The organism is Rathayibacter sp. AY1D1 (assembly GCF_002932635.1).
Lineage (GTDB): Bacteria > Actinomycetota > Actinomycetes > Actinomycetales > Microbacteriaceae > Rathayibacter.
Genome location: NZ_PSVY01000020.1, coordinates 23,182 through 40,891, shown reverse-complemented (window position 1 = coordinate 40,891; position 17,710 = coordinate 23,182). Strand labels below are relative to the sequence as shown.

The following is a 17,710-nucleotide window of genomic DNA, read 5'->3' as shown; positions in this document are numbered from 1 at the left end:
GTGGTCGACGCCGTCGTCGTCGGGGCGGGGCCCAACGGCCTCGCCGCCGCGGTCACGCTCGCGCGGGCCGGGCTCTCGGTCACCGTGCTCGAGCGCAACGAGACGATCGGCGGCGGCGCGCGCACGGCGGAGCTGACGCTGCCCGGCTTCCACCACGACGTCTGCTCGGCGGTGCACCCGATGGCGCTCGCGTCCGGCTTCTTCCGCGCCTTCGGGCTCGACCGGCGCATCGAGCTGGTCGTCCCCGAGATCTCGTACGCGCATCCTCTCGACGGCGGCCGCGCGGGCATCGCCTACCGCGACCTCGACCGCACGGTCGAGGCGCTGGGGCGCGACGGAGCGGCGTGGCGCGCCCTGATGGGACCTCTCTCCGAGCGGGCCGACCGCGTCGCGGGCTTCACCAACGACGCGCTGCTGCGGATCCCGACGGACCCGAGCGTGCTGATCCGCTTCGGACTGCGGGTGCTCGAGCAGGGCACCCCGGTGTGGAATCTGCGCTTCCGCGAGGACGTCGCCCCGGCGATGTTCTCCGGGGTCGCCGCGCACTCGATCCGCCCGATGCCGAGCCCGTCGACGGCCGCGGCCGCCCTGGCGCTCGGCGCCTACGCCCACGCGCGCGGCTGGCCGGTGCCGATCGGAGGCAGCCAGTCGATCGTCGACGCGCTCGCCGACGACCTCCGGGCGCACGGCGGCACCATCGAGACCGGCGTCGAGGTGACCTCGCTCTCGGAGCTGCCCCCGGCCCGCGCCGTGCTCGTCGACGGCACGCCGACGGCGCTGCTCGCGATGGCGGGGGACCGGCTGCCCCCGGCGTACGCCGCGGCCCTCCAGCGCTTCCGCTACGGCAACGGCGTGGCCAAGGTCGACTTCGCCCTCGACGGACCGGTGCCGTGGACGAACCCGGAGCTCGCCGGCGCAGGCACGCTGCACGTGGGAGGCAGCCGCGCCGAGATCGCGGCCGCCGAGCGCGACGTGAAGCGCGGCCGGCACAGCCGCAGCCCCTACGTGCTGGTGGCGCAGCCCTCGATCGTCGATCCGACCCGGGCGCCCGAGGGCAAGCACGTCCTCTGGGCGTACACGCACGTCCCCCGGTACTCGCCCGCCGACCAGCAGGAGGCGATCACCGCCCAGATCGAGCGCTTCGCCCCCGGGTTCCGCGACCGCGTGATCGGCGCCTCCTCGATGACCGCCCGCGACATGCAGGCCTACAACCCGAACTACCTGGGCGGGGACATCGCCGCCGGAGCCGCGAGCGTCGCGCAGCTGCTCTCGCGCCCGGTCCTCACGACCGACCCGTGGCGGACGCCCGCGAAGGGGCTCTACCTCTGCTCCTCGTCCACCCCACCCGGGCCGGGCGTGCACGGCATGGCCGGCTGGCACGCCGCCCGCAGCGCGCTGCGGCACGAGTTCGGGGTGCGCGAGTCCCCCGACCTGTCGCCGGAGGCGCACCCGGCCTGAGCCGCCGCCGTTGCGCTGCGCCCGTCGCCGCCCCCGGCCTGCCAGGCTGAGGGACGGCGCCGCCACGCGCCCCACCACCACTCGAAGGAGTCCGCGATGTCCCGCACCACCCGCGTCGTCCACTGCCCGCCCGAGTCCGTCTTCGCGGTGCTCGCCTCCGGCTGGCTGTTCCCGAGCTGGGTCGTCGGCGCGTCGCGGATGCGGAAGGTCGACGCCGACTTCCCGCACGTGGGCTCGCAGCTGCACCACTCCTTCGGCCTCTGGCCGCTCGTGATCGACGACCGCACCACGGTCCTCGAGTGGGACCCGCCGCGCCGGATGGTCATCCAGGCCGCCGGCTGGCCGCTCGGCGAGGCCCGGGTGCGCGTCGAGGTCGAGCCGCACGCGCGCGGCGCGAAGGTGCGGATGCACGAGGCGCCCGTGAAGGGCCCGGGCACGCTCGTCCCGAAGCCGCTGATGCACTCGTTCCTCTGGATCCGCAACCGCGAGGCCGTGCGCCGGCTCGCCCACATGGCCGAGGCGGGAGCCGCGGGCCGCACGCTCGCGCCCGCCTCGCTCCCCTCGCCCGCCGACCGCGCCGGGATCGACCGGCCGAAGCACGTCTGGGCGCGCCTGACCGGAGCGATCGGGTCGATCGCGGTCGGGACGCTCGTGGTCCGCGGCGTCCTCGCGGCCGTGCGGCGCGCCCGGAGCTGACGGGCCCGGACCCGACGGCGCCCGGAGTCGGCGGCGCCCCGGCAGGACGCCGCCCGGGTCAGACGATCCGCTCGACCAGCCGCACGTGCTGCACCGCGACGCGCTTCGGCTCGCCCGCGAAGGCGGCGTCGCGCTCGGGCGAGGCCAGGTACGCCCGCTCGACCTCGGCGAACGCGTCGGCGTCGCCGGCCGTGCTGACCGCCCAGACGAACTCGTTCACCTCGCGGTCGGCGTAGGCGAACTCGATCCGGAAGCCGTGGGCCTCGCGCGCCGGCACGATCCGCTCGGGGAACCAGGCGAGGAAGTCGTCCATCACCGCGTCCATCAGCTCGTAGCGTCGGAGTTGGATCGTCCTGGTCTCGGCTGCAGCGCTCATGCTGCGACGGTACCCGCCCGGCGGCCGCGCCGTCGCCGCGCTACGCTCGCCGCCGACAGCCCCACGCCGAGGAGGACAGCACGGACCCCCGCCACCGCTCCCTCGCGCTGCTCGTCGCCGGCTGCTTCTTCATGGAGAACCTCGACGCCACGATCGTGACGACCGCCGCGCCCGCGATCGCCGCCGACCTGGGCGTCGACTCCGCCGCGGTCTCGATCACCGTCACCGCGTTCCTCCTCACCGTCGCCGTCCTCATCCCGGCCTCGGGCTGGCTCAGCGAGCGCTTCGGCGTGCGCCGCGTCTTCACCAGCGCGATCGCCGTCTTCACCCTCGCCTCCCTGCTCTGCGCGCTCAGCCCCACGCTGCCGCTTCTGGTCGGCGCCCGGGTCCTGCAGGGCGTCGGCGGCGCGCTGATGGTGCCGGTCGGCCGGCTCGCGGTGCTGCGGGCGACTCCGCGGGAGGGGATCATCCACGCCATCGCGATCCTGGTCTGGCCGGGACTGGTCGCCCCCGTGATCGCGCCGTTCCTCGGCGGGCTGCTCACGACCGTCGCCTCCTGGCACTGGATCTTCCTGATCAACCTGCCCCTCGGGGTCGTCGCGTTCGCGATCGCGCGCCGGATCGTCCCCGCCACCGCCGAGAGCGCGCCGCCCCCGCTCGACGTCACGGGGCTGGTGCTCGTCGCGGTCGGGCTCGGCGCGCTGGTCGGAGCGGCGGGGCTCCTCACCGGCTCCGAGCTCGACGGGCGGGCGGTGGCGCCGCTGCTCGTCGGCGCGGTCGTGACGGCGCTCGCCGTGCGGCACCTGCGCCGCGCCGAGCATCCGCTCGTGCGGCTCGACGCCTTCCGCTTCCGCACCTTCCGGGTCGCCAACGCGAGCGGATCGCTCTACCGGGCGACCGTGAACGCGGTGCCGTTCCTGCTCCCGCTGCTGTTCCAGGACGCGTTCGGCTGGAGCCCGGTGCAGGCCGGCTCCGTGGTGCTGGCGCTCTTCGCCGGCAACCTGGCGATCAAGCCGGCCACGACTCCGCTGTTGCGGCGCCTCGGCTTCCGCGGGGTGCTGGTCGCGGCGAGCGCGGTCGGGGCGGCGTGCATGGCGGCGATGGCGTTCCTCGAGCCGGCGACTCCGGTGGCGCTCGTGGTGGCGCTGCTGGTGCTGAGCGGAGTGGCCCGCTCGGCGGGCTTCACGGCCTACAACACCGTCACGTTCGCCGAGGTCCCGCAGGAGGGGATGTCGGGCGCGAACACCCTCAACGCCACCACGCAGCAGATCGCGGCCGGACTCGGAGTCGCGGTGGGCGCGGTGGCGCTCGCCGTCGGCACCGCGATCGGGCCCGGCCTCGTCCCGTACCGCGTCGCCTTCCTCGCCCTCGCGGTGCTGACCCTCGTGCCGCTCGCCGCCGCCGCCCGGCTCCCGCGCGACTCCGGGAGCGCCCTCACCGCCTGACCCGCGCGGGCGTCAGGCGAGGCCGAGCGCGATGCCGTCGAGGATGTCGTGCGCGGTCGAGCGGACCCGGTCGACGCCCGGCGACGCCTCGTGGACCGCGCGGAGGACCTCGCCCCAGACCAGCGCGCCGGCCGCCAGCACGTCCTCGCGCCCCGGGCGGACCCAGGGGAGGGCCGCCGTCCCCTCCGGAGACAGTGCGGCGAGCTCGTCGCAGGCGGCGAGGACGTCGGAGAGGGGGAGGGACGTCTCGAGCGCGGCGCGGTCGGTGGTGCGGAGGACGTGCGCGGTGATCGTGAGCACGGTCGCGGCGACGCCGACGACGCTCCGGGCCTGCGAGAGGTCGACGGAGGAGGCGGCCAGCGCGGCGCCCACGTCCGCCCGCATCGCCGCGCGCTCGCCCTCCGTCGGTTCGGCGGCCCGGCGGTGGCGCTCGGTCAGGCGGACGCTGCCGACGTCCATCGAGTGCGCCTGCTCCGGCTCCGCTCCGCCGAGCACGAGCTCGGTCGAGCCGCCGCCGAGGTCGACGACCAGCACGGGCCGGGCGGAGTCGACGGCCGAGACCGCGCCGCGGAAGGAGAGCCGCGCCTCCTCCTCGCCGGAGATCGTCTCCGGGGTGACGCCGAGGATCCGCTCGACGGCGGCGAGGAAGTCCTCGCGGTCGGCGGCGTCGCGGGTGGCCGAGGTGGCGACGAAGCGGAGGCGCTCGGCGCCGGCCTCCTGCGCGGCGGCCGCGTACTCGCGGGTGACGGCGAGGGTCCGCTCGAGCGCGGCCGGGTCGAAGCGGCCGGTGCGGTCGACCCCGCGGCCCAGCCGCACGAGCTCGGTGCGGCGCTGGACGTCCCGGAGGCGGCCGCCCTCCACGTCGGCGATCAGCAGGCGGAGGGAGTTGGTGCCGCAGTCGAGCGCCGCGACGCGCGTGGGGGAGGACATCCGCCCATTCTGCCCGCGCGGCCGGGGCCGGAGGCGGGCGATAGCCTGGGGGAGAGACGAAGGAGCCGCCCGTGCACCAACACCACGTCCGCGTCCACCGCAGCGACGAGGAGCTCCCGCGACACGGGCAGCTCGCCCACGCGCTCGCCGAGGTCGCCGTCGATCCGGTCGAGATCGACGACGAGGTCGCCGAGATGGTGGTCAACCGGGTCATCGACAACGCCGCCGTCGCTACCGCGTCGCTCCTGCGCCGCCCGGTCGTCGCCGCCCGCGCGCAGGCTCTCGCGCACCCCGCCTCCATCGGCGGCCAGGGCTCGGTCGTCCTCGGCGTCGACCCGGCCCGCCGGGTCTCGCCCGAGTGGGCGGCCTGGGCCAACGGAGTCGCCGTGCGCGAGCTCGACTACCACGACACGTTCCTGGCGGCCGAGTACTCGCACCCGGGCGACAACATCCCTCCGCTGATCGCCGTCGCCCAGCACGCGGGCATCGGCGGGGCGCAGCTCGTCCGCGGCATCGTCACCGGATACGAGGTCCAGGTCGACCTGGTGCGCGCGATCAGCCTGCACCGGCACAAGATCGACCACGTCGCGCACCTCGGCCCCTCGGCCGCCGCCGGGATCGGCACGCTGCTCGGCCTCGACGTCGCGACGATCGAGCAGGCCGTCGCGCAGGCCCTGCACACGACGACCGCCACGCGGCAGTCGCGCAAGGGCGAGATCTCGAGCTGGAAGGCGTACGCGCCGGCCTTCGCGGGGAAGATGGCGATCGAGGCGGTCGACCGGGCGATGCGCGGCGAGACCAGCCCGTCGCCGATCTACGAGGGCGAGGACGGCGTCATCGCCTGGATGCTCGACGGCGCCGACGCGAGCTACGACGTCCCGCTGCCCGACCGCGGCGAGGCCAAGCGCGCGATCCTCGACACGTACACGAAGGAGCACTCGGCCGAGTACCAGGCGCAGGCGCTGATCGACCTCGCCCGCCGCCTGCACCGGACGCACCCCGAGGCCGCCGACCCCGAGCGCGTCGAGCGGATCGTCCTGCACACCTCGCACCACACGCACTTCGTGATCGGCTCGGGCGCGAACGACCCGCAGAAGTACGACCCGGCCGCGTCCCGCGAGACGCTGGACCACTCCGTGCCGTACATCTTCACGGTGGCGCTGCAGGACGGCGCCTGGCACCACGTGCACAGCTACGCCCCCGAGCGGGCCGCCCGCGCCGACACCATCGCGCTCTGGCACCGGGTCACGACGCAGGAGGACGCGGAGTGGACGCGCCGCTACCACTCCACCGATCCGGGCGAGAAGGCGTTCGGCGCGCGCGTCGAGATCCTGATGACGGACGGCACGACGATCGTCGACGAGATCGCGGTGGCGGACGCGCATCCGCTGGGCGCGCATCCGTTCAGCCGCGAGCAGTACGTGTCGAAGTTCCGCACGCTCGCCGCCGACGTGCTCGAGGAGTCCGAGATCGAGCGCTTCCTCGACCTCGCGCAGCGCCTGCCCGAGCTGACCCCGGAGGAGGTCGGCCGCCTCAGCGTGATCGCCGCTCCCGGCGTCCTCGCCTCGATCGAGCCCCCGCGCGGCCTGTTCTGATCCCTCCGCGGGAGGGTCGTCCGCACGCACGGTGACGCGCGCACGGACGGCCTCCCGCGGCGGGGAGCGCCGTCGTCAGGCGGTCTGCTCGGCGACCCAGTCCTGGATCTCGGCGATGAAGCGCCGGCGCGAGAAGACCCGGGTGCGAGCCCGGAAGGCGTCGACGTCGAGCGCGAGCGCACGCCGCAGCAGGTCGCTCCAGTCGGGATCGCCCTCGAGGTCGGCGATGACGCCCCCGCCGGCGAGGGACACGCTCTCGCGCACTCCGCCGATGTCGGTCCCGATGACCGGCGTCCCGCAGGCCATCGCCTCGACGGGCATGATCCCGAAGTCCTCGACGGCGGGGAAGACGTACACGAGCGCCTGCGCGTAGAGCGCGCGGATCAGCTGGTCGGAGGGCGAGACGACGAAGGTCACGTCGGCCCGGATCTCCTCGGCGTAGGCGCGGAGCCGCGCCTCCCAGGGGCCGTGCCCGGCGATGACGACCGGGAGCCCGGTGCGGGCTCCGGCGTCCATGACCTTCTCGAGGCGCTTGTAGGGGACGAACCGCGAGGCGCCCAGGATGAACGGCCGGGCGAGCGAGTCGAGGAGGCGCAGCTCGTCGTCGTCGAGCGGGGAGCGCCAGTCGGTGATCGTCGAGAGCAGCTCGGTGTTCACCGGCGGGTAGATGACCCGCGACGGCTGGTGCCACGCGTCGCGCACCCGCTGCCCGGTGAAGAGGCTGTTCACGGCGATGGAGGAGGCCTCGGCGGCGCGGAGGCGGTCGATCGGCTTGAGGAGCAGGCTCGCGGTGCGGGCGGCGAGGCTGCTGCCGCGGCCGTCGCGGTCGGGCTCCCAGATGTAGCGGGCCGGGGTGTGCGCGTAGACGAGCTTGCGGGTCGGTCCGCTGGTGCGGACGTGGTGGGCGAAGAGGTGCGAGCTGACCAGCACCCACTCGCGGGAGGCGCCGACCGGGAGCCGCCACGTGGGCAGCATCGCCGGCAGGGCGAGGACCTTGTGGCGGCGCAGCGGCGTGCGCGCCAGCCAGGACTCCGAGACGGGCCTGCCGACGACCTCGGCGCAGTCGCTCCAGAGGACGCGGACGTCGGCGTCGGCGAAGGCCTCGGTCATCGCCTCGAGCACGCGCTCGGCGCCTCCGCGACGCTCGACCCACTCGTGCACGATCAGGCCGGGACCGACCGGCGGGACGGATCGGGAACGGGTGGTCGCGTCGATGACGGCAGTGATGGTGGGCCCCTTCCCCCGGGCGTGCGGTGAGGATCGGGCGGCCATCCGGAGACGGGAGCGGCTCCGAATGCTTATCCGTCGTCGGTGACCGATCAGCAGTGCAGTAGAAGCTAACCGGCTCGTGGAGAAGGAATCGAAAGGCGAGTACGAGTCGTCGCAGAACGACGGGGAAAGGAGAGTCCGATGATCCGGATAAGCCGCGAGTGGAATGGCGAGGATCGTCTGGAGTGCGTCGCGGAGGCGCTATTCCCTCGGAGATCACAACGATGGAGGAGAGTCGCGGAGAAGAAGAAATCACTCTTTCAGTGACGCCGTGCCCGAAGGATCAGGAGACGCCGATGCGCTGCAGGGTCTGCCACCGCCACTGGTCGCGGACGCCCTCGCGGACGGTGCGCACCGCCCGCCAGCCCAGCTCCCGCTCGGCGCGTGCCGGGTCGGCCCAGCTCGCCGCGAGGTCGCCCGGCCGGCGCCCCACGGCCCGCCACCGGACCGTCTCCCCGCTCGCGCGCTCGACCTCGTCGATCAGCTCGAGGACGCTCGTCGGCGAGCCCGTGCCGAGGTTGTAGACCCGGTGCCCGGGCCGCGCGCGCTCGAGCGCCGCGACATGCCCGGCCGCGAGATCGCAGACGTGGATGTAGTCGCGCAGCCCCGTGCCGTCGGGGGTCGGGTAGTCGTCGCCGAGGACGTCGACGCACCGGGAGGGGTCGCCCGCGGCCCGCGTCAGCACGGGCAGGAGGCTCCCCGGCGCCGTGGCCGGATCCTCGCCGATGCGCCCCGACGGGTGCGCGCCGATGGGATTGAAGTAGCGGAGGCTGACCGCGCGCAGGAGGGGATCGGCGCGCGCGGCGTCGCCGAGGATCTCCTCGATGACGCGCTTGGTCGCGCCGTAGGGGCTCGCCGCGCTCAGCCCGGCGGGGGAGTCCTCCCCGACCGGCATCGCGCCGCCCGGGCTGTAGACGGCCGCCGAGCTCGAGAACACGACGGTGCGGATCCCCGATTCCGCCGCGACCGAGAACGCCGCGGTGGCGAGCCCGACGTTGACCGTCCAGTACTCGAGGGGCCGCCGCACCGAGTCGCCGACCGACTTGAGCCCGGCGAGCAGGACCAGGGCGTCGACCGGTCCGTGGGCGGCGAGGAAGCGGGTCAGCGCGGCCGTGTCGCGCGCGTCGGCGATCAGGCGGGGGACCACTGAGCCGGTCAGCTCCTCCACCGCGTCGAGGGTCCGCTCGCTCGCGTGCGAGAGGTCGTCCACGACCAGCGCCTCGTGGCCGCTCTCGAGGAGCGCGACGGCGGTCTGGCTCCCGATGTAGCCCGCTCCGCCCACCAGAAGGACTCGCATGCGGGGGAGCCTAGATCGGCTCCCGCACGGCGTCGGCGCCGCTGCCGGGCCCGCGGGTCCGTCGATCCGCGCCGCCGTCACCCGTGCGCGGGACGCCCTCTGCCGCGGTCGTAGCCCGCGATCGCCGCGGACTCGACGGCGAGCGCGACCAGCTTCTCGCCGACCGGGCGGGGCACCACTCCGAGCGCGGCGTCCGCGACTCCCGCGACCAGTGCCGTCCGCCGCTCGCTCCCGCCGCGGGCCAGGAGGCGCACGGCCGCGTCCCACGCGCCGGCCGCGGGCACCGCCTCCCGCACCTGCTCGGGGTGCAGCCGCTCGAAGGTGCGGCGGGCCGCCCCCGAGAGGAACGCGCGCCGGCTGCGGACCGCCGCCGAGACGGAGGCGCCGTGGTGCAGGGCCTCGGCGCCGGGCTCGATCCGCACCGGCACTCCCAGGCGGTGCAGCCGGTAGCCCCAGTCGACGTCCTCCCAGCCGTACTCGCGGTAGTCGGTGCTGTAGCCGCCGACCCGGTCGTACGTCGCCCGCGTCACCGAGACGTTGCCGCCCCAGTAGCGCCAGGAGGCGTCGGAACCCGCCGCGTAGGCGCCGCGGCGGAAGCGCTCGCCGGCGGGCCGGCCGTAGGCGCGGGAGTAGGCGGTGCCCGGGTCGACGTCGGGGCAGAGGCCGACGACGCCGGCGACCGCGTCCCGATGGGCCCCGACGTGCGCGGCGGCCCAGCCCGGGCCGGGCTCGAGGTCGTCGTCGCAGCGGATCAGCACGTCGCCCCGCGCGGCGTCGAAGCCGGCGGTGAGCGCGGCGGAGCGCCCCCGGTTCTCGGGGAGCACGACGCGGCGCACGGGCACGGGGGAGGCGTCGAGGGCGCGCTCGCTGGCATCGACGACGCCGTCGAGGACCACGACCACGTCGAGGTCGCGGTGGGTCTGAGCCGCGAGGGCGGCGAGGAGGCGGGGCAGGCGCGCCGCACCCGCGTAGCTGGGGACGACGACGCTCGCGACGCTCATCGGGACTCCTCGCCGCGCGGGCTGCTCTCGACCAGGAGCAGCTCCTCCAGCCCGCTCAGCACGCGCGCCAGGTCGTCGGCGATGGCGCCGGGATCGGTGGAGTGAAGGCGGGCGAGCCGGTCGGCCAGGCCGGAGAAGTCCTGCGGCTCGTCGTCGAGCGCCCGCCAGGTCGCGGCCACGCTCTCGCGCAGCGCGTAGGGGCTGCCCATCGGGGAGACGTCCAGCGGGAGCACCAGGACGCGCCCGTTCAGATCGACGGAGGCCGTGTCCGGGCGGCGCCGCCAGAGAAGGAGCCGGGGGTCCTCTGCCATCTTCTCCGCGTCCTCTCCGCTGATCGCCGCCACTGCGAGTAGAAATCCGCCAGCGCCTCTTATCGCGACGCCTCTCTCGCTATGTTTGCCGCCGACGCGCCAAGGGGTGTACGTCGAGCGACAGCACCGGAGGGCCGCCAATGTCGGAGTCTAATCCGCTCGCATCCAGCGATAAGAGCGAGAAGAAGAGCGCGAATTCCGCGGGCGTCTTCGCACGGCGGACGGTCGTGGCCGGAGCGGTCTGGTCGGTGCCCGCGGTGATGCTGGCGCAGTCCGCCTCCGCCGTCTCGATCAGCTGCTTCCCGGTGGGCACGGTCTTCCAGGCGGTCGCCCGCGGACGCCTCCTCAGCGGCTTCCTCGGCGGCGTGAACCTCGACAATGTCGCCGGTGTCTCGGGCGTGACGGCGACTGCGCCGGCGTCGGGACCGAATCCGCCCGACCCGGTCGTCGTGACGGGCGGCGTCAACGCCACGGTACTGAACGGCATCGCCGTGAACGCGACCGGGCTGACCGGCACGCTCTCCTCCCTCCTCACGCTGGCGGCTCCCGCCACCGTCGGCACTCTCAACCAGTACGCGGAGGCGAGCACCACCGGCACCGTCCGCGGAGCCTCCGGTGCGATCACCAATGCCGGCCAGCTGGCGCTGACCCCGACCTCGGGGAGCTACCCCGACTTCGGCACCGTCAACCTCCGGGCGATCCTCGCGGCGATCGGAGGGGCAGGTCTGGCGGGACTGCTCACCAACGTCGCCGGGCTCACACTGCAGATCGGTGCTCTGACCGGGCGCGCGGCTCTGCAATCGGCCTGCGTTCCCGGATCGGACAATCTTCAGCGCGATTACCAGATCACTCGGCTGAACCTGGTGCTCACCTCGCCGACGCTGAACACGATCGCTACGACGGTGCAGGGCCTCCTCACTGCTGTCTCCAGCCTCACGCTGGGTGCGGCGACGATCAACCTTGCGGGGATCTTCGGCACGGCTCTGCCCGGTGGTGCGCAGCCGATCCAGCTCCTGATCCCGACGACACCCGCGTCCTCGACGAATCCAGCCGTTCTGACGATCGACCTGGCCGCGCTCTTCGGCCCCGCTCCAGGCCAGCCGGGAAACACGCCGTTCGGCTCCTACGCCTCCTACCTGAATGATCTGCCGCCGAACTCGACCCTCTTCTTGGACAACGGGCTGCAGGTCCCTGGCTCGGTGCTCGGTGCCTTCACGGCTGCTCTGCTCACTGAGTTGAGCGCACGCCTGCTGGCGAACATTTCGCTATTAGGTGTGAGCCTGGCCGACGGTGGCGGTGGCACATTGCGGGGCGCCCTCCTCGGGTTGATCAATACTCTGCTGACGGCGACTCTCCCGCCGCTGCTCACGACCCTGCAGAACGCGGTCCTCACCCCGGTCTTCACCGCCCTGCGGGACGTCATCCAGATCGACGTCAACGCGCAGAACCGCTCGACCAACCCGACCGGGCCCGCCGCCCTCGAGGCGCTCCCCGTCGGCCGCTACGACGTCGCGGCGCTCTACATCCGCGCGGTGGGGCTCGTGAACCTGCTCGACCTGTTCATCGCCCGCGGCTCCGTCGGGCCGAACGTCCGCACGGGCTAGCCGCGCTCGGCGCCGTCAGGCGCCGCGGACCACGAGGCCGTGCTCGACCATCGCGTCGAGCACGGCCTCGACGTGCGCCCGGGGGTCGCCCGCGGGCGGGGCGCCGTGCTCGGCGATGACGGCCCCGGTCAGCGCGTCGACCGTCGCGGGCGTTCTGAGAGCACGCCACAGCACCGGGCCGATCCCGGTCAGCGTCTCGACCCGCTCGTCGAGGAGGCAGCTGACCACTCCGTCGCGCTCGACCCACTCGACGCCGGCGGCGCGCGCGAGCAGGCCCGGGCCGGGCGCCGCCGGATCGGCCTCGGGTGCATCGGCGACGACCGGCGACGGCTCCCCGATCCGCTCGAGGAGGGGCAGCACCGTCTCCGCCTCGCGGTAGCGGAGCACCCGCGCCCCGCCGACGGAGTCGAGCAGCCCCGCGAGGTGGTGCAGCGCCGCGGGCAGCCGTGCGAAGTGGCTCAGCTCGGGCAGCAGCACCGAGAGCGCCTCGTCGAAGGCGATCGGCTCGAGCCGGGGCTCTGCCGGGCCGGACGGGTCGCGGGCGATCAGGAGCAGGGCGGCCAGGCGCAGCGGAGCGTCCGGCAGCGGCTGCAGGCCCATCGCGGCGGGGGAGCGGTGCCGCTTCCAGTCGCCGCCGTCGAGGAGGGCGACGGGCTTCCGGAACGGCAGCACCCGCCCGTCGCGGCGGACGGCGAGCGTCTCGTCGGTCACGTACCCGTACCGCCGAGCGGCGAGGCTCACGAGGGTCGACTTCCCGGCACCGGGCCGGCCGACGAACGCGACGACGCGGCCGTCGGTCAGGGCGACCGCGGAGGCGTGCACGCTGAGCAGCCGGCCCTCGCAGGCGTCGGCCGCCGCGAGGGTGAGCGCGGCGCCGATGTGCTCGGCGAGGGCGTCCTCGGTCGGCTGCGCGATCACTCCCGGCTCCCCGACCGGCTCGGTCAGCGACACCCGGTACTCGGAGCCCGGGCGATCGGCGTCGTCGTCCACGTCGTTCCACGACTCCTCCACCTCCGTCACGAAGCGGTCGGGGACGGTGTCGTCGAAGGTGAAGCGCACGCCGAGCCCGAAGGGGGCGCGGATCAGCCGGCGGGTCATGTCAGGTCCTGTCCGTCCGTCGGAGGTGGTCCCACGCGAGCGGAGCCGTGCGGGCGCCGCGGCGCAGCCGCCGCCACCAGCCGGCCGCCACGTCGATCCGGCGCGGGCCGATGGCGGGGTCGGCGGCACGCAGGGCGTGGGGGGCGGGGAAGACGGCGCGGGCGAGGAGCAGCGGCCGCTGCCGCCAGCCGGCCGCGCGCACGGCCTGCACCCACCCCGCGGAGGCGTGGGGCGAGCTCGCGTTGATCCGCCACGCCCGCAGCTCGGCCGCGGGCACCTCCCCGGCGCGCGCGCGGATGCCGAGCGCGTCGAGGAAGGGCTGCGCGGTCTGGACGGCGCCGAGCTCCTCCGCCGCCGCCCGGAGCGGAGCGTGCAGCTCCGCGCGGGCGGCCACCGCCTCGACGAGCAGGTCGTAGTCGGAGGGCCGCGTGAGGCGCGGGTCGGTGATCTGCCAGGCGTCGCGGAGCGCGTGCAGCGCCAGCACGAGCGCCGAGTCGGCGACGCTCGCGGTCGCGACCGGACGGCCGGCCAGCTCCACGATCCGGTGCCGGCTCCACAGCGCCTCGAAGGCGTCGCGCGGCGGCACGAGGAATCCCGGCCACCGCCAGTGCACGTCGATGTCGACCGGCCACGCGGCGTGCCGGTAGGAGCGCGAGTGCTTGGCCGCGAGCGTCGGTCCGTCCGGCCAGGGCCGCTCGGTCCAGCCGTCGGCGGCCAGGAGGGCCAGGATCCGGGGCAGGTCGTCGGGGGCGACCAGCAGGTCGACGTCGCCGGAGGCGCGGGGCGGCCGGAGCCGGTCGGCGGCGGCGGTCGGTCCCTTGAGCACGAGTGCGCGCAGGCCCGCCGCGTCGGCCCGCCGGTGGACGAACGCCGACACCAGCGGCACGGCCTCGTCGGCCCAGAGAACGCCCACGAGCTCCATCCGGTCAGTATTCCAGCGCTCCTGCGGCCCGCGGAGCCCGGCCGGGGGCGGTGGAGCGGAGCGCTCGTCTCGGTGAGGATGGGCCCGCGGGCCGCGGGGGCGCCGCACGGAGGCGGGCGGGGCGGCGGATGATCCACGGGGGAGCGGGCGGCGCCGGGCGGCCTCCGGTGGCGCTCGCGACCAACAACGGCGACATCGGCGGCGGCGAGGTGATGCTGCTGAGCATCGCGGAGGCGCTCGAGGCGCTCGAGGTCCCGGTCGTGGTCGTCGGCCCCTCGGAGCCGCGTGCGCTCGTCGTCGCCGCCCTCGCCGCCGGCCACCGGGTCGTCGAGCTCGAGGCCACGGGCAGACCCGCCTGGATGCGCGCGCTGCGGCGCTGGGACGCCTCCTCCCGCGAGGGCGTGCTGTGGTGCAACGGGCTGGTGCCGGCCGTCGCGACCGCAGGGCGTCCGCGGCGGATCGTGCATCTGCACCAGCGCCCGTCCGGCCTGCAGCGGCTGCTCGCGCCCGTGGCTCGCCGCGGCGCGCTGGCGACCCTCGTCCCCTCCCGCTACCTGGCGGGGGTCGTCCCCGGGTCGACCGTGCTGCCGAACTGGAGCCGCCGCGTCGACCTGCCGGAGGCGCGGCCGTGGGAGGACGGGACGACCGTCCTCGGCTTCCTCGGGCGTCCCTCGCTCGCGAAGGGGGTGCGGGTCCTCACCGAGGCGCTGGCGCTGCTGGAGGCCGGGGAACCGGGCGCGTATCGCCTGGTGCTGGCGGGCGAGCCCCGGTTCGTGGCGGAGCGGGAGCGTCGCGAGGTGGAGGCGGCCCTCGCTCCGGTCGCCGCTCTGGTGGACCGGCCGGGGTGGATCGAGCCCGGCGACCTCTTCTCGCGGATCGACCTCCTGGTGGTGCCGTCGGTGCAGCCGGAGTCGTTCGGCCTGGTCGTGACGGAGGCGATGTCGGCCGGCGTCCCCGTGGTGGTGAGCGATAGCGGTGCGCTCCCCGAGGTCGTCGGCCCGTCGATCGACGCCACGTTCCGAGCCGGGGATCCGCGGGCTCTGGCCGAGCTGATCAGAGCCCGGAAGAAGAGAGGACTATCGGAGTCGCGGGAGAGGGATCGTGCCCGCTGGAACGATTCCTACTCCCCGTCCTCCGGGAAGTCGGCTATCGACGGACTTCTGGCGCGGATGGCCCTCTCCGATGATTCCTGATCCTCCCGCCAGGAGACCGATCCGCTTTCCGGGGAATGCCGCGGGGAGCCTCTCCTCCTCCCTCGGGAAAGGACGACGATGACCCGCGAACCGGAAGTCCTCAGAGTGCTCGGACTGTTCCTCAAGCACTCGACACTGCGCCTGGCTCCGGGCGAGCCCTTCGCCCGCGGGAGGCTGCCGTACCGGGCCGACCTCCTCCGGGACGACTCGACGCGGCTCCTCGTCCCCGGTCACGCGTCTCGGCCCGCGCACGTGAAGCTCCGCGACGTCGTGGAGCACCGCACGGGGCTGAACGTGGACACGCAGCTGCGCGCGCTCCGGGCGGTCCGCTCGGCCGACGCGGTGCTCTGCGTGCTCGAGCCGGAGGCGGGCCTCCCCGCCCTGCTCCGGCGCGCGCGGCTCGGGCCGTACGGCCGCACGCCGCTCGTGGTCCTCTCCTGCTGGTGGGCGGAGGAGCTGCTCACCGGCTCGCCGGAGCGGCGCCGACAGGTGGTCCGGCTGCTCCAGGGCGTGGACCGGCTCGTCGTGCTCAGCGAGAACCAGCGCGAGGTCTTCGCCCGCCACGGCGTCGACGAGCGGCGGATCGCACCGGTGCTCTTCGGGTTGACTCCGACTACTACCGGCCCGTTCCGCCGCGTCCGAAGCGGTTCGAGGTGCTCGCCGTCGGTGTCGACCGCGGGCGCGACTTCGACTCGCTGGTCGCCGCCGCCGAGCGCCTGCCGCACCGGCGGTTCGACATCGTGACCACTCCTGCGCGGCGGCCGTCCCGGGCGCTGCCGGCCAACGTCGTCCTGCACGACCCCGTCCCGGTCGATCGGCACCGCGACAACCTGCGCGACGCCGAGCTCGTCGTCGTCACCAGCCACGACCTCGCCTACCCGACGGGCCAGAGCGTCCTGCTGGAGGCCTCCGGCTGCGGGACCTGCACGGCGGTCACCGCGAGCGCCGCGATGACCGGCTACATCCGCGACGGCGAGACGTCCTTCGCGCTGCCCCTGCACGATCCAGCGGGGATCGCGGCGGTGCTGGAGGCGGTGCTGAGCGACGACGGGAAGCGGGCCGAGGTCGCCCGCGCGGGCCGGGAGCGGGTGCTGGCCGGGCTGAACGCGCGGCGCATGTGGGCGGGCGTCCGCGCGGTACTCCGCGACGCGGTCCGCGAGCGCGGCCGCGCCTGAGCGGCGGTCGGCCGGGGCCGCACCGGGCGACCTCCGCCCCACCGGGAAGGGCCCGCCGACCGGGACCTCCGCGCCCCGGATCCGTGGATCCGCGCCGGATCGGGTGGACGCGGGAGGCGCTACTCCGGCGGCAGAGCGCGGGCGCGGGCGGACTGCTCCGCGAGCAGAGCGAGACCCGCGCCGATCACGACGAACGAGATCGGGGCGAAGAACACCTCGCCCAGCTGCGTCGCGCACAGCAGCACCAGGATGCTCGCCGCGCCGACCGCGTGCCCCGGGCGGCTCCCGGCCCCGGCGGCCGTGGTCGCGAAGCCGGCCACGAGCACGGTGCCGACGACGCCGACGAGCAGCACGACGCCGCCCTCGGCCATCAGCGCCAGGTAGGAGTTGTGGAAGAACCAGTCGATCCCGTCGACCCGCGCGGTCGCCTCTCCGAGCCCGGAGCCGGTCCACGGCGAGAGCGCCACCTTGTCGACCGAGGCGTCGAGGATGCGGGCGCGCAGGGCGTCGGAGCCGGCCCGCTCCACCCCGTAGTCGCCGGCCGTCGCCAGGTTCCGCTCGGCCCAGAGGAACAGCAGGACGAGGCCGCCGCCGAGGAGCGCGCGGAAGAGCAGGCGCAGGTACGGCGCCGCGACGAGCCACACGAGCGCGCAGGCGTAGGCCGCCATGGACGTGCGGGAGTCGGTGGCGACGACCGCGGCGGCCCCGAGCGCGAGCACGCCGACCCGCAGCCACAGCCGCGAGCTGAGCGCCGAGACCAGCAGCGCCGCCGCTCCGTAGACGAGACCGGCCACGTTCTTGTCCTGCAGGTAGCCGGTCAGGGCGCCCTGGTAGCTGTCCGGGGCGAGTCCCGCGACGAACAGCACGGCGTTCAGCGACAGCGCCGCGGCGAGTCCTTTGAGCCCCGAGACCACGTCGATCCGCCCGCTCGCGAGGAAGCCCGCGGCGAGCATGACGAGCGCGATGTTCGCCGCCCGGCGCAGGGCGTCGAGGCCGTCGAAGGACGAGCCGGCGAGGACGAAGGCGAGCAGGGCGAGGCACAGCCACGGGTACCAGGCGTCCCGTCCGAGACGGCGGGTGGGCCGCCGGAAGAGGCTGACGAGGACCAGGGCGGCCAGCGCCGTCTGGGCCAGCGGGACGCTCCCCGGGAGGAAGGGGGTGGGGAGCCGGTAGACCAGGAGGCCCATCAGGACGGCATCGAGTATCCGAGCGGAATGTGCTATCGGAAAGGCCTCGTGAACGAGCGGGGAACGCCTCTCGACGACGATCTCTCCCCCTGGCGCGGACATGTCGTCATCCTCGCAGAAAGGGCCTCCCGAGGGGTCGGGGACCGCCTAGGG

17 protein-coding genes are annotated in these 17,710 nt (G+C 74.8%); 8 read left to right on the top strand and 9 right to left on the bottom strand.

From position 1 onward, the window contains the following. Entirely contained in the window at window positions 1-1,458 is a 1,458-nt protein-coding gene (locus C5C56_RS12505; RefSeq protein WP_374954277.1) for a phytoene desaturase family protein, read from the top strand. A gap of 96 nt (window positions 1,459-1,554) precedes the next feature. After that, complete coding sequence (locus C5C56_RS12500; protein ID WP_104233566.1) at window positions 1,555-2,154, top strand: SRPBCC domain-containing protein; 600 nt, start codon at window positions 1,555-1,557, stop codon at window positions 2,152-2,154. A gap of 58 nt (window positions 2,155-2,212) precedes the next feature. On the opposite strand, the gene C5C56_RS12495 is transcribed toward C5C56_RS12500, so the two are convergent. Next, window positions 2,213-2,530, bottom strand: coding sequence for an NIPSNAP family protein (locus tag C5C56_RS12495; RefSeq protein WP_104248004.1), 318 nt, complete (start codon window positions 2,528-2,530; stop codon window positions 2,213-2,215). 131 nt (window positions 2,531-2,661) lie between these two features. On the opposite strand from C5C56_RS12495, the gene C5C56_RS12490 reads away from it, so the two are divergent. Then, window positions 2,662-3,975, top strand: a complete 1,314-nt coding sequence (locus tag C5C56_RS12490; RefSeq protein ID WP_104251039.1) for an MFS transporter — start codon at window positions 2,662-2,664, stop codon at window positions 3,973-3,975. Window positions 3,976-3,987: 12 nt separating this feature from the next. Here the strand turns inward: C5C56_RS12490 and C5C56_RS12485 are convergent, their stop codons facing one another. After that, the gene (locus C5C56_RS12485; protein ID WP_104248006.1) at window positions 3,988-4,905 is read right to left on the bottom strand and encodes an exopolyphosphatase; all 918 of its coding nucleotides are present in this window, start codon (window positions 4,903-4,905) and stop codon (window positions 3,988-3,990) included. A 71-nt stretch (window positions 4,906-4,976) separates the two neighbouring features. Between C5C56_RS12485 and C5C56_RS12480 the strand changes: the two genes are divergently transcribed. Continuing rightward, window positions 4,977-6,500, top strand: coding sequence for an MmgE/PrpD family protein (locus tag C5C56_RS12480; RefSeq protein WP_104248007.1), 1,524 nt, complete (start codon window positions 4,977-4,979; stop codon window positions 6,498-6,500). A gap of 75 nt (window positions 6,501-6,575) precedes the next feature. Here the strand turns inward: C5C56_RS12480 and C5C56_RS12475 are convergent, their stop codons facing one another. The 4 genes from C5C56_RS12475 to C5C56_RS12460 form a co-directional block, all read right to left on the bottom strand. Further along, on the bottom strand, window positions 6,576-7,772 hold the full coding sequence (locus C5C56_RS12475) for a glycosyltransferase (protein ID WP_104319717.1): 1,197 nt from the start codon (window positions 7,770-7,772) through the stop codon (window positions 6,576-6,578). A 280-nt stretch (window positions 7,773-8,052) separates the two neighbouring features. Further along, complete coding sequence (galE, locus tag C5C56_RS12470; protein WP_104319716.1) at window positions 8,053-9,066, bottom strand: UDP-glucose 4-epimerase GalE; 1,014 nt, start codon at window positions 9,064-9,066, stop codon at window positions 8,053-8,055. Window positions 9,067-9,143: 77 nt separating this feature from the next. Beyond that, complete coding sequence (locus tag C5C56_RS12465; RefSeq protein WP_104248009.1) at window positions 9,144-10,067, bottom strand: glycosyltransferase family 2 protein; 924 nt, start codon at window positions 10,065-10,067, stop codon at window positions 9,144-9,146. After that, window positions 10,064-10,378, bottom strand: a complete 315-nt coding sequence (locus tag C5C56_RS12460; protein ID WP_146079006.1) for a hypothetical protein — start codon at window positions 10,376-10,378, stop codon at window positions 10,064-10,066. The genes C5C56_RS12465 and C5C56_RS12460 overlap by 4 nt, the downstream gene beginning before the upstream one ends. Window positions 10,379-10,518: 140 nt before the next feature. Here C5C56_RS12460 and C5C56_RS12455 point away from each other — a divergent pair, with 140 nt between their 5' ends. Next, window positions 10,519-11,982, top strand: coding sequence for a choice-of-anchor G family protein (locus C5C56_RS12455; RefSeq protein ID WP_146086485.1), 1,464 nt, complete (start codon window positions 10,519-10,521; stop codon window positions 11,980-11,982). 15 nt (window positions 11,983-11,997) lie between these two features. Here C5C56_RS12455 and C5C56_RS12450 read toward each other — a convergent pair whose 3' ends face one another. After that, entirely contained in the window at window positions 11,998-13,080 is a 1,083-nt protein-coding gene (locus C5C56_RS12450) for a PqqD family protein (RefSeq protein ID WP_104319714.1), read from the bottom strand. Window position 13,081: 1 nt separating this feature from the next. Further along, window positions 13,082-14,002 (bottom strand): nucleotidyltransferase family protein, encoded by a 921-nt coding sequence (locus C5C56_RS12445; RefSeq protein ID WP_104248013.1) that lies wholly within the window; start codon window positions 14,000-14,002, stop codon window positions 13,082-13,084. A gap of 128 nt (window positions 14,003-14,130) precedes the next feature. Between C5C56_RS12445 and C5C56_RS12440 the strand changes: the two genes are divergently transcribed. The 3 genes from C5C56_RS12440 (at window position 14,131) to C5C56_RS17940 (ending at window position 16,370) form a co-directional block, all read left to right on the top strand. After that, on the top strand, window positions 14,131-15,195 hold the full coding sequence (locus C5C56_RS12440) for a glycosyltransferase family 4 protein (RefSeq protein WP_104319713.1): 1,065 nt from the start codon (window positions 14,131-14,133) through the stop codon (window positions 15,193-15,195). A 78-nt stretch (window positions 15,196-15,273) separates the two neighbouring features. Then, window positions 15,274-15,939, top strand: a complete 666-nt coding sequence (locus C5C56_RS17945) for a hypothetical protein (protein WP_181137603.1) — start codon at window positions 15,274-15,276, stop codon at window positions 15,937-15,939. Continuing rightward, window positions 15,936-16,370: a glycosyltransferase gene (locus C5C56_RS17940; RefSeq protein WP_181137602.1), complete on the top strand. Its 435-nt coding sequence runs from the start codon at window positions 15,936-15,938 to the stop codon at window positions 16,368-16,370. Before C5C56_RS17945 ends, C5C56_RS17940 begins: the two co-directional genes overlap by 4 nt. Before the next feature lie 119 nt (window positions 16,371-16,489). On the opposite strand, the gene C5C56_RS12425 is transcribed toward C5C56_RS17940, so the two are convergent. Then, complete coding sequence (locus tag C5C56_RS12425) at window positions 16,490-17,557, bottom strand: O-antigen ligase family protein (protein WP_104319710.1); 1,068 nt, start codon at window positions 17,555-17,557, stop codon at window positions 16,490-16,492. Between the last annotated feature and the right edge of the window lie 153 nt (window positions 17,558-17,710).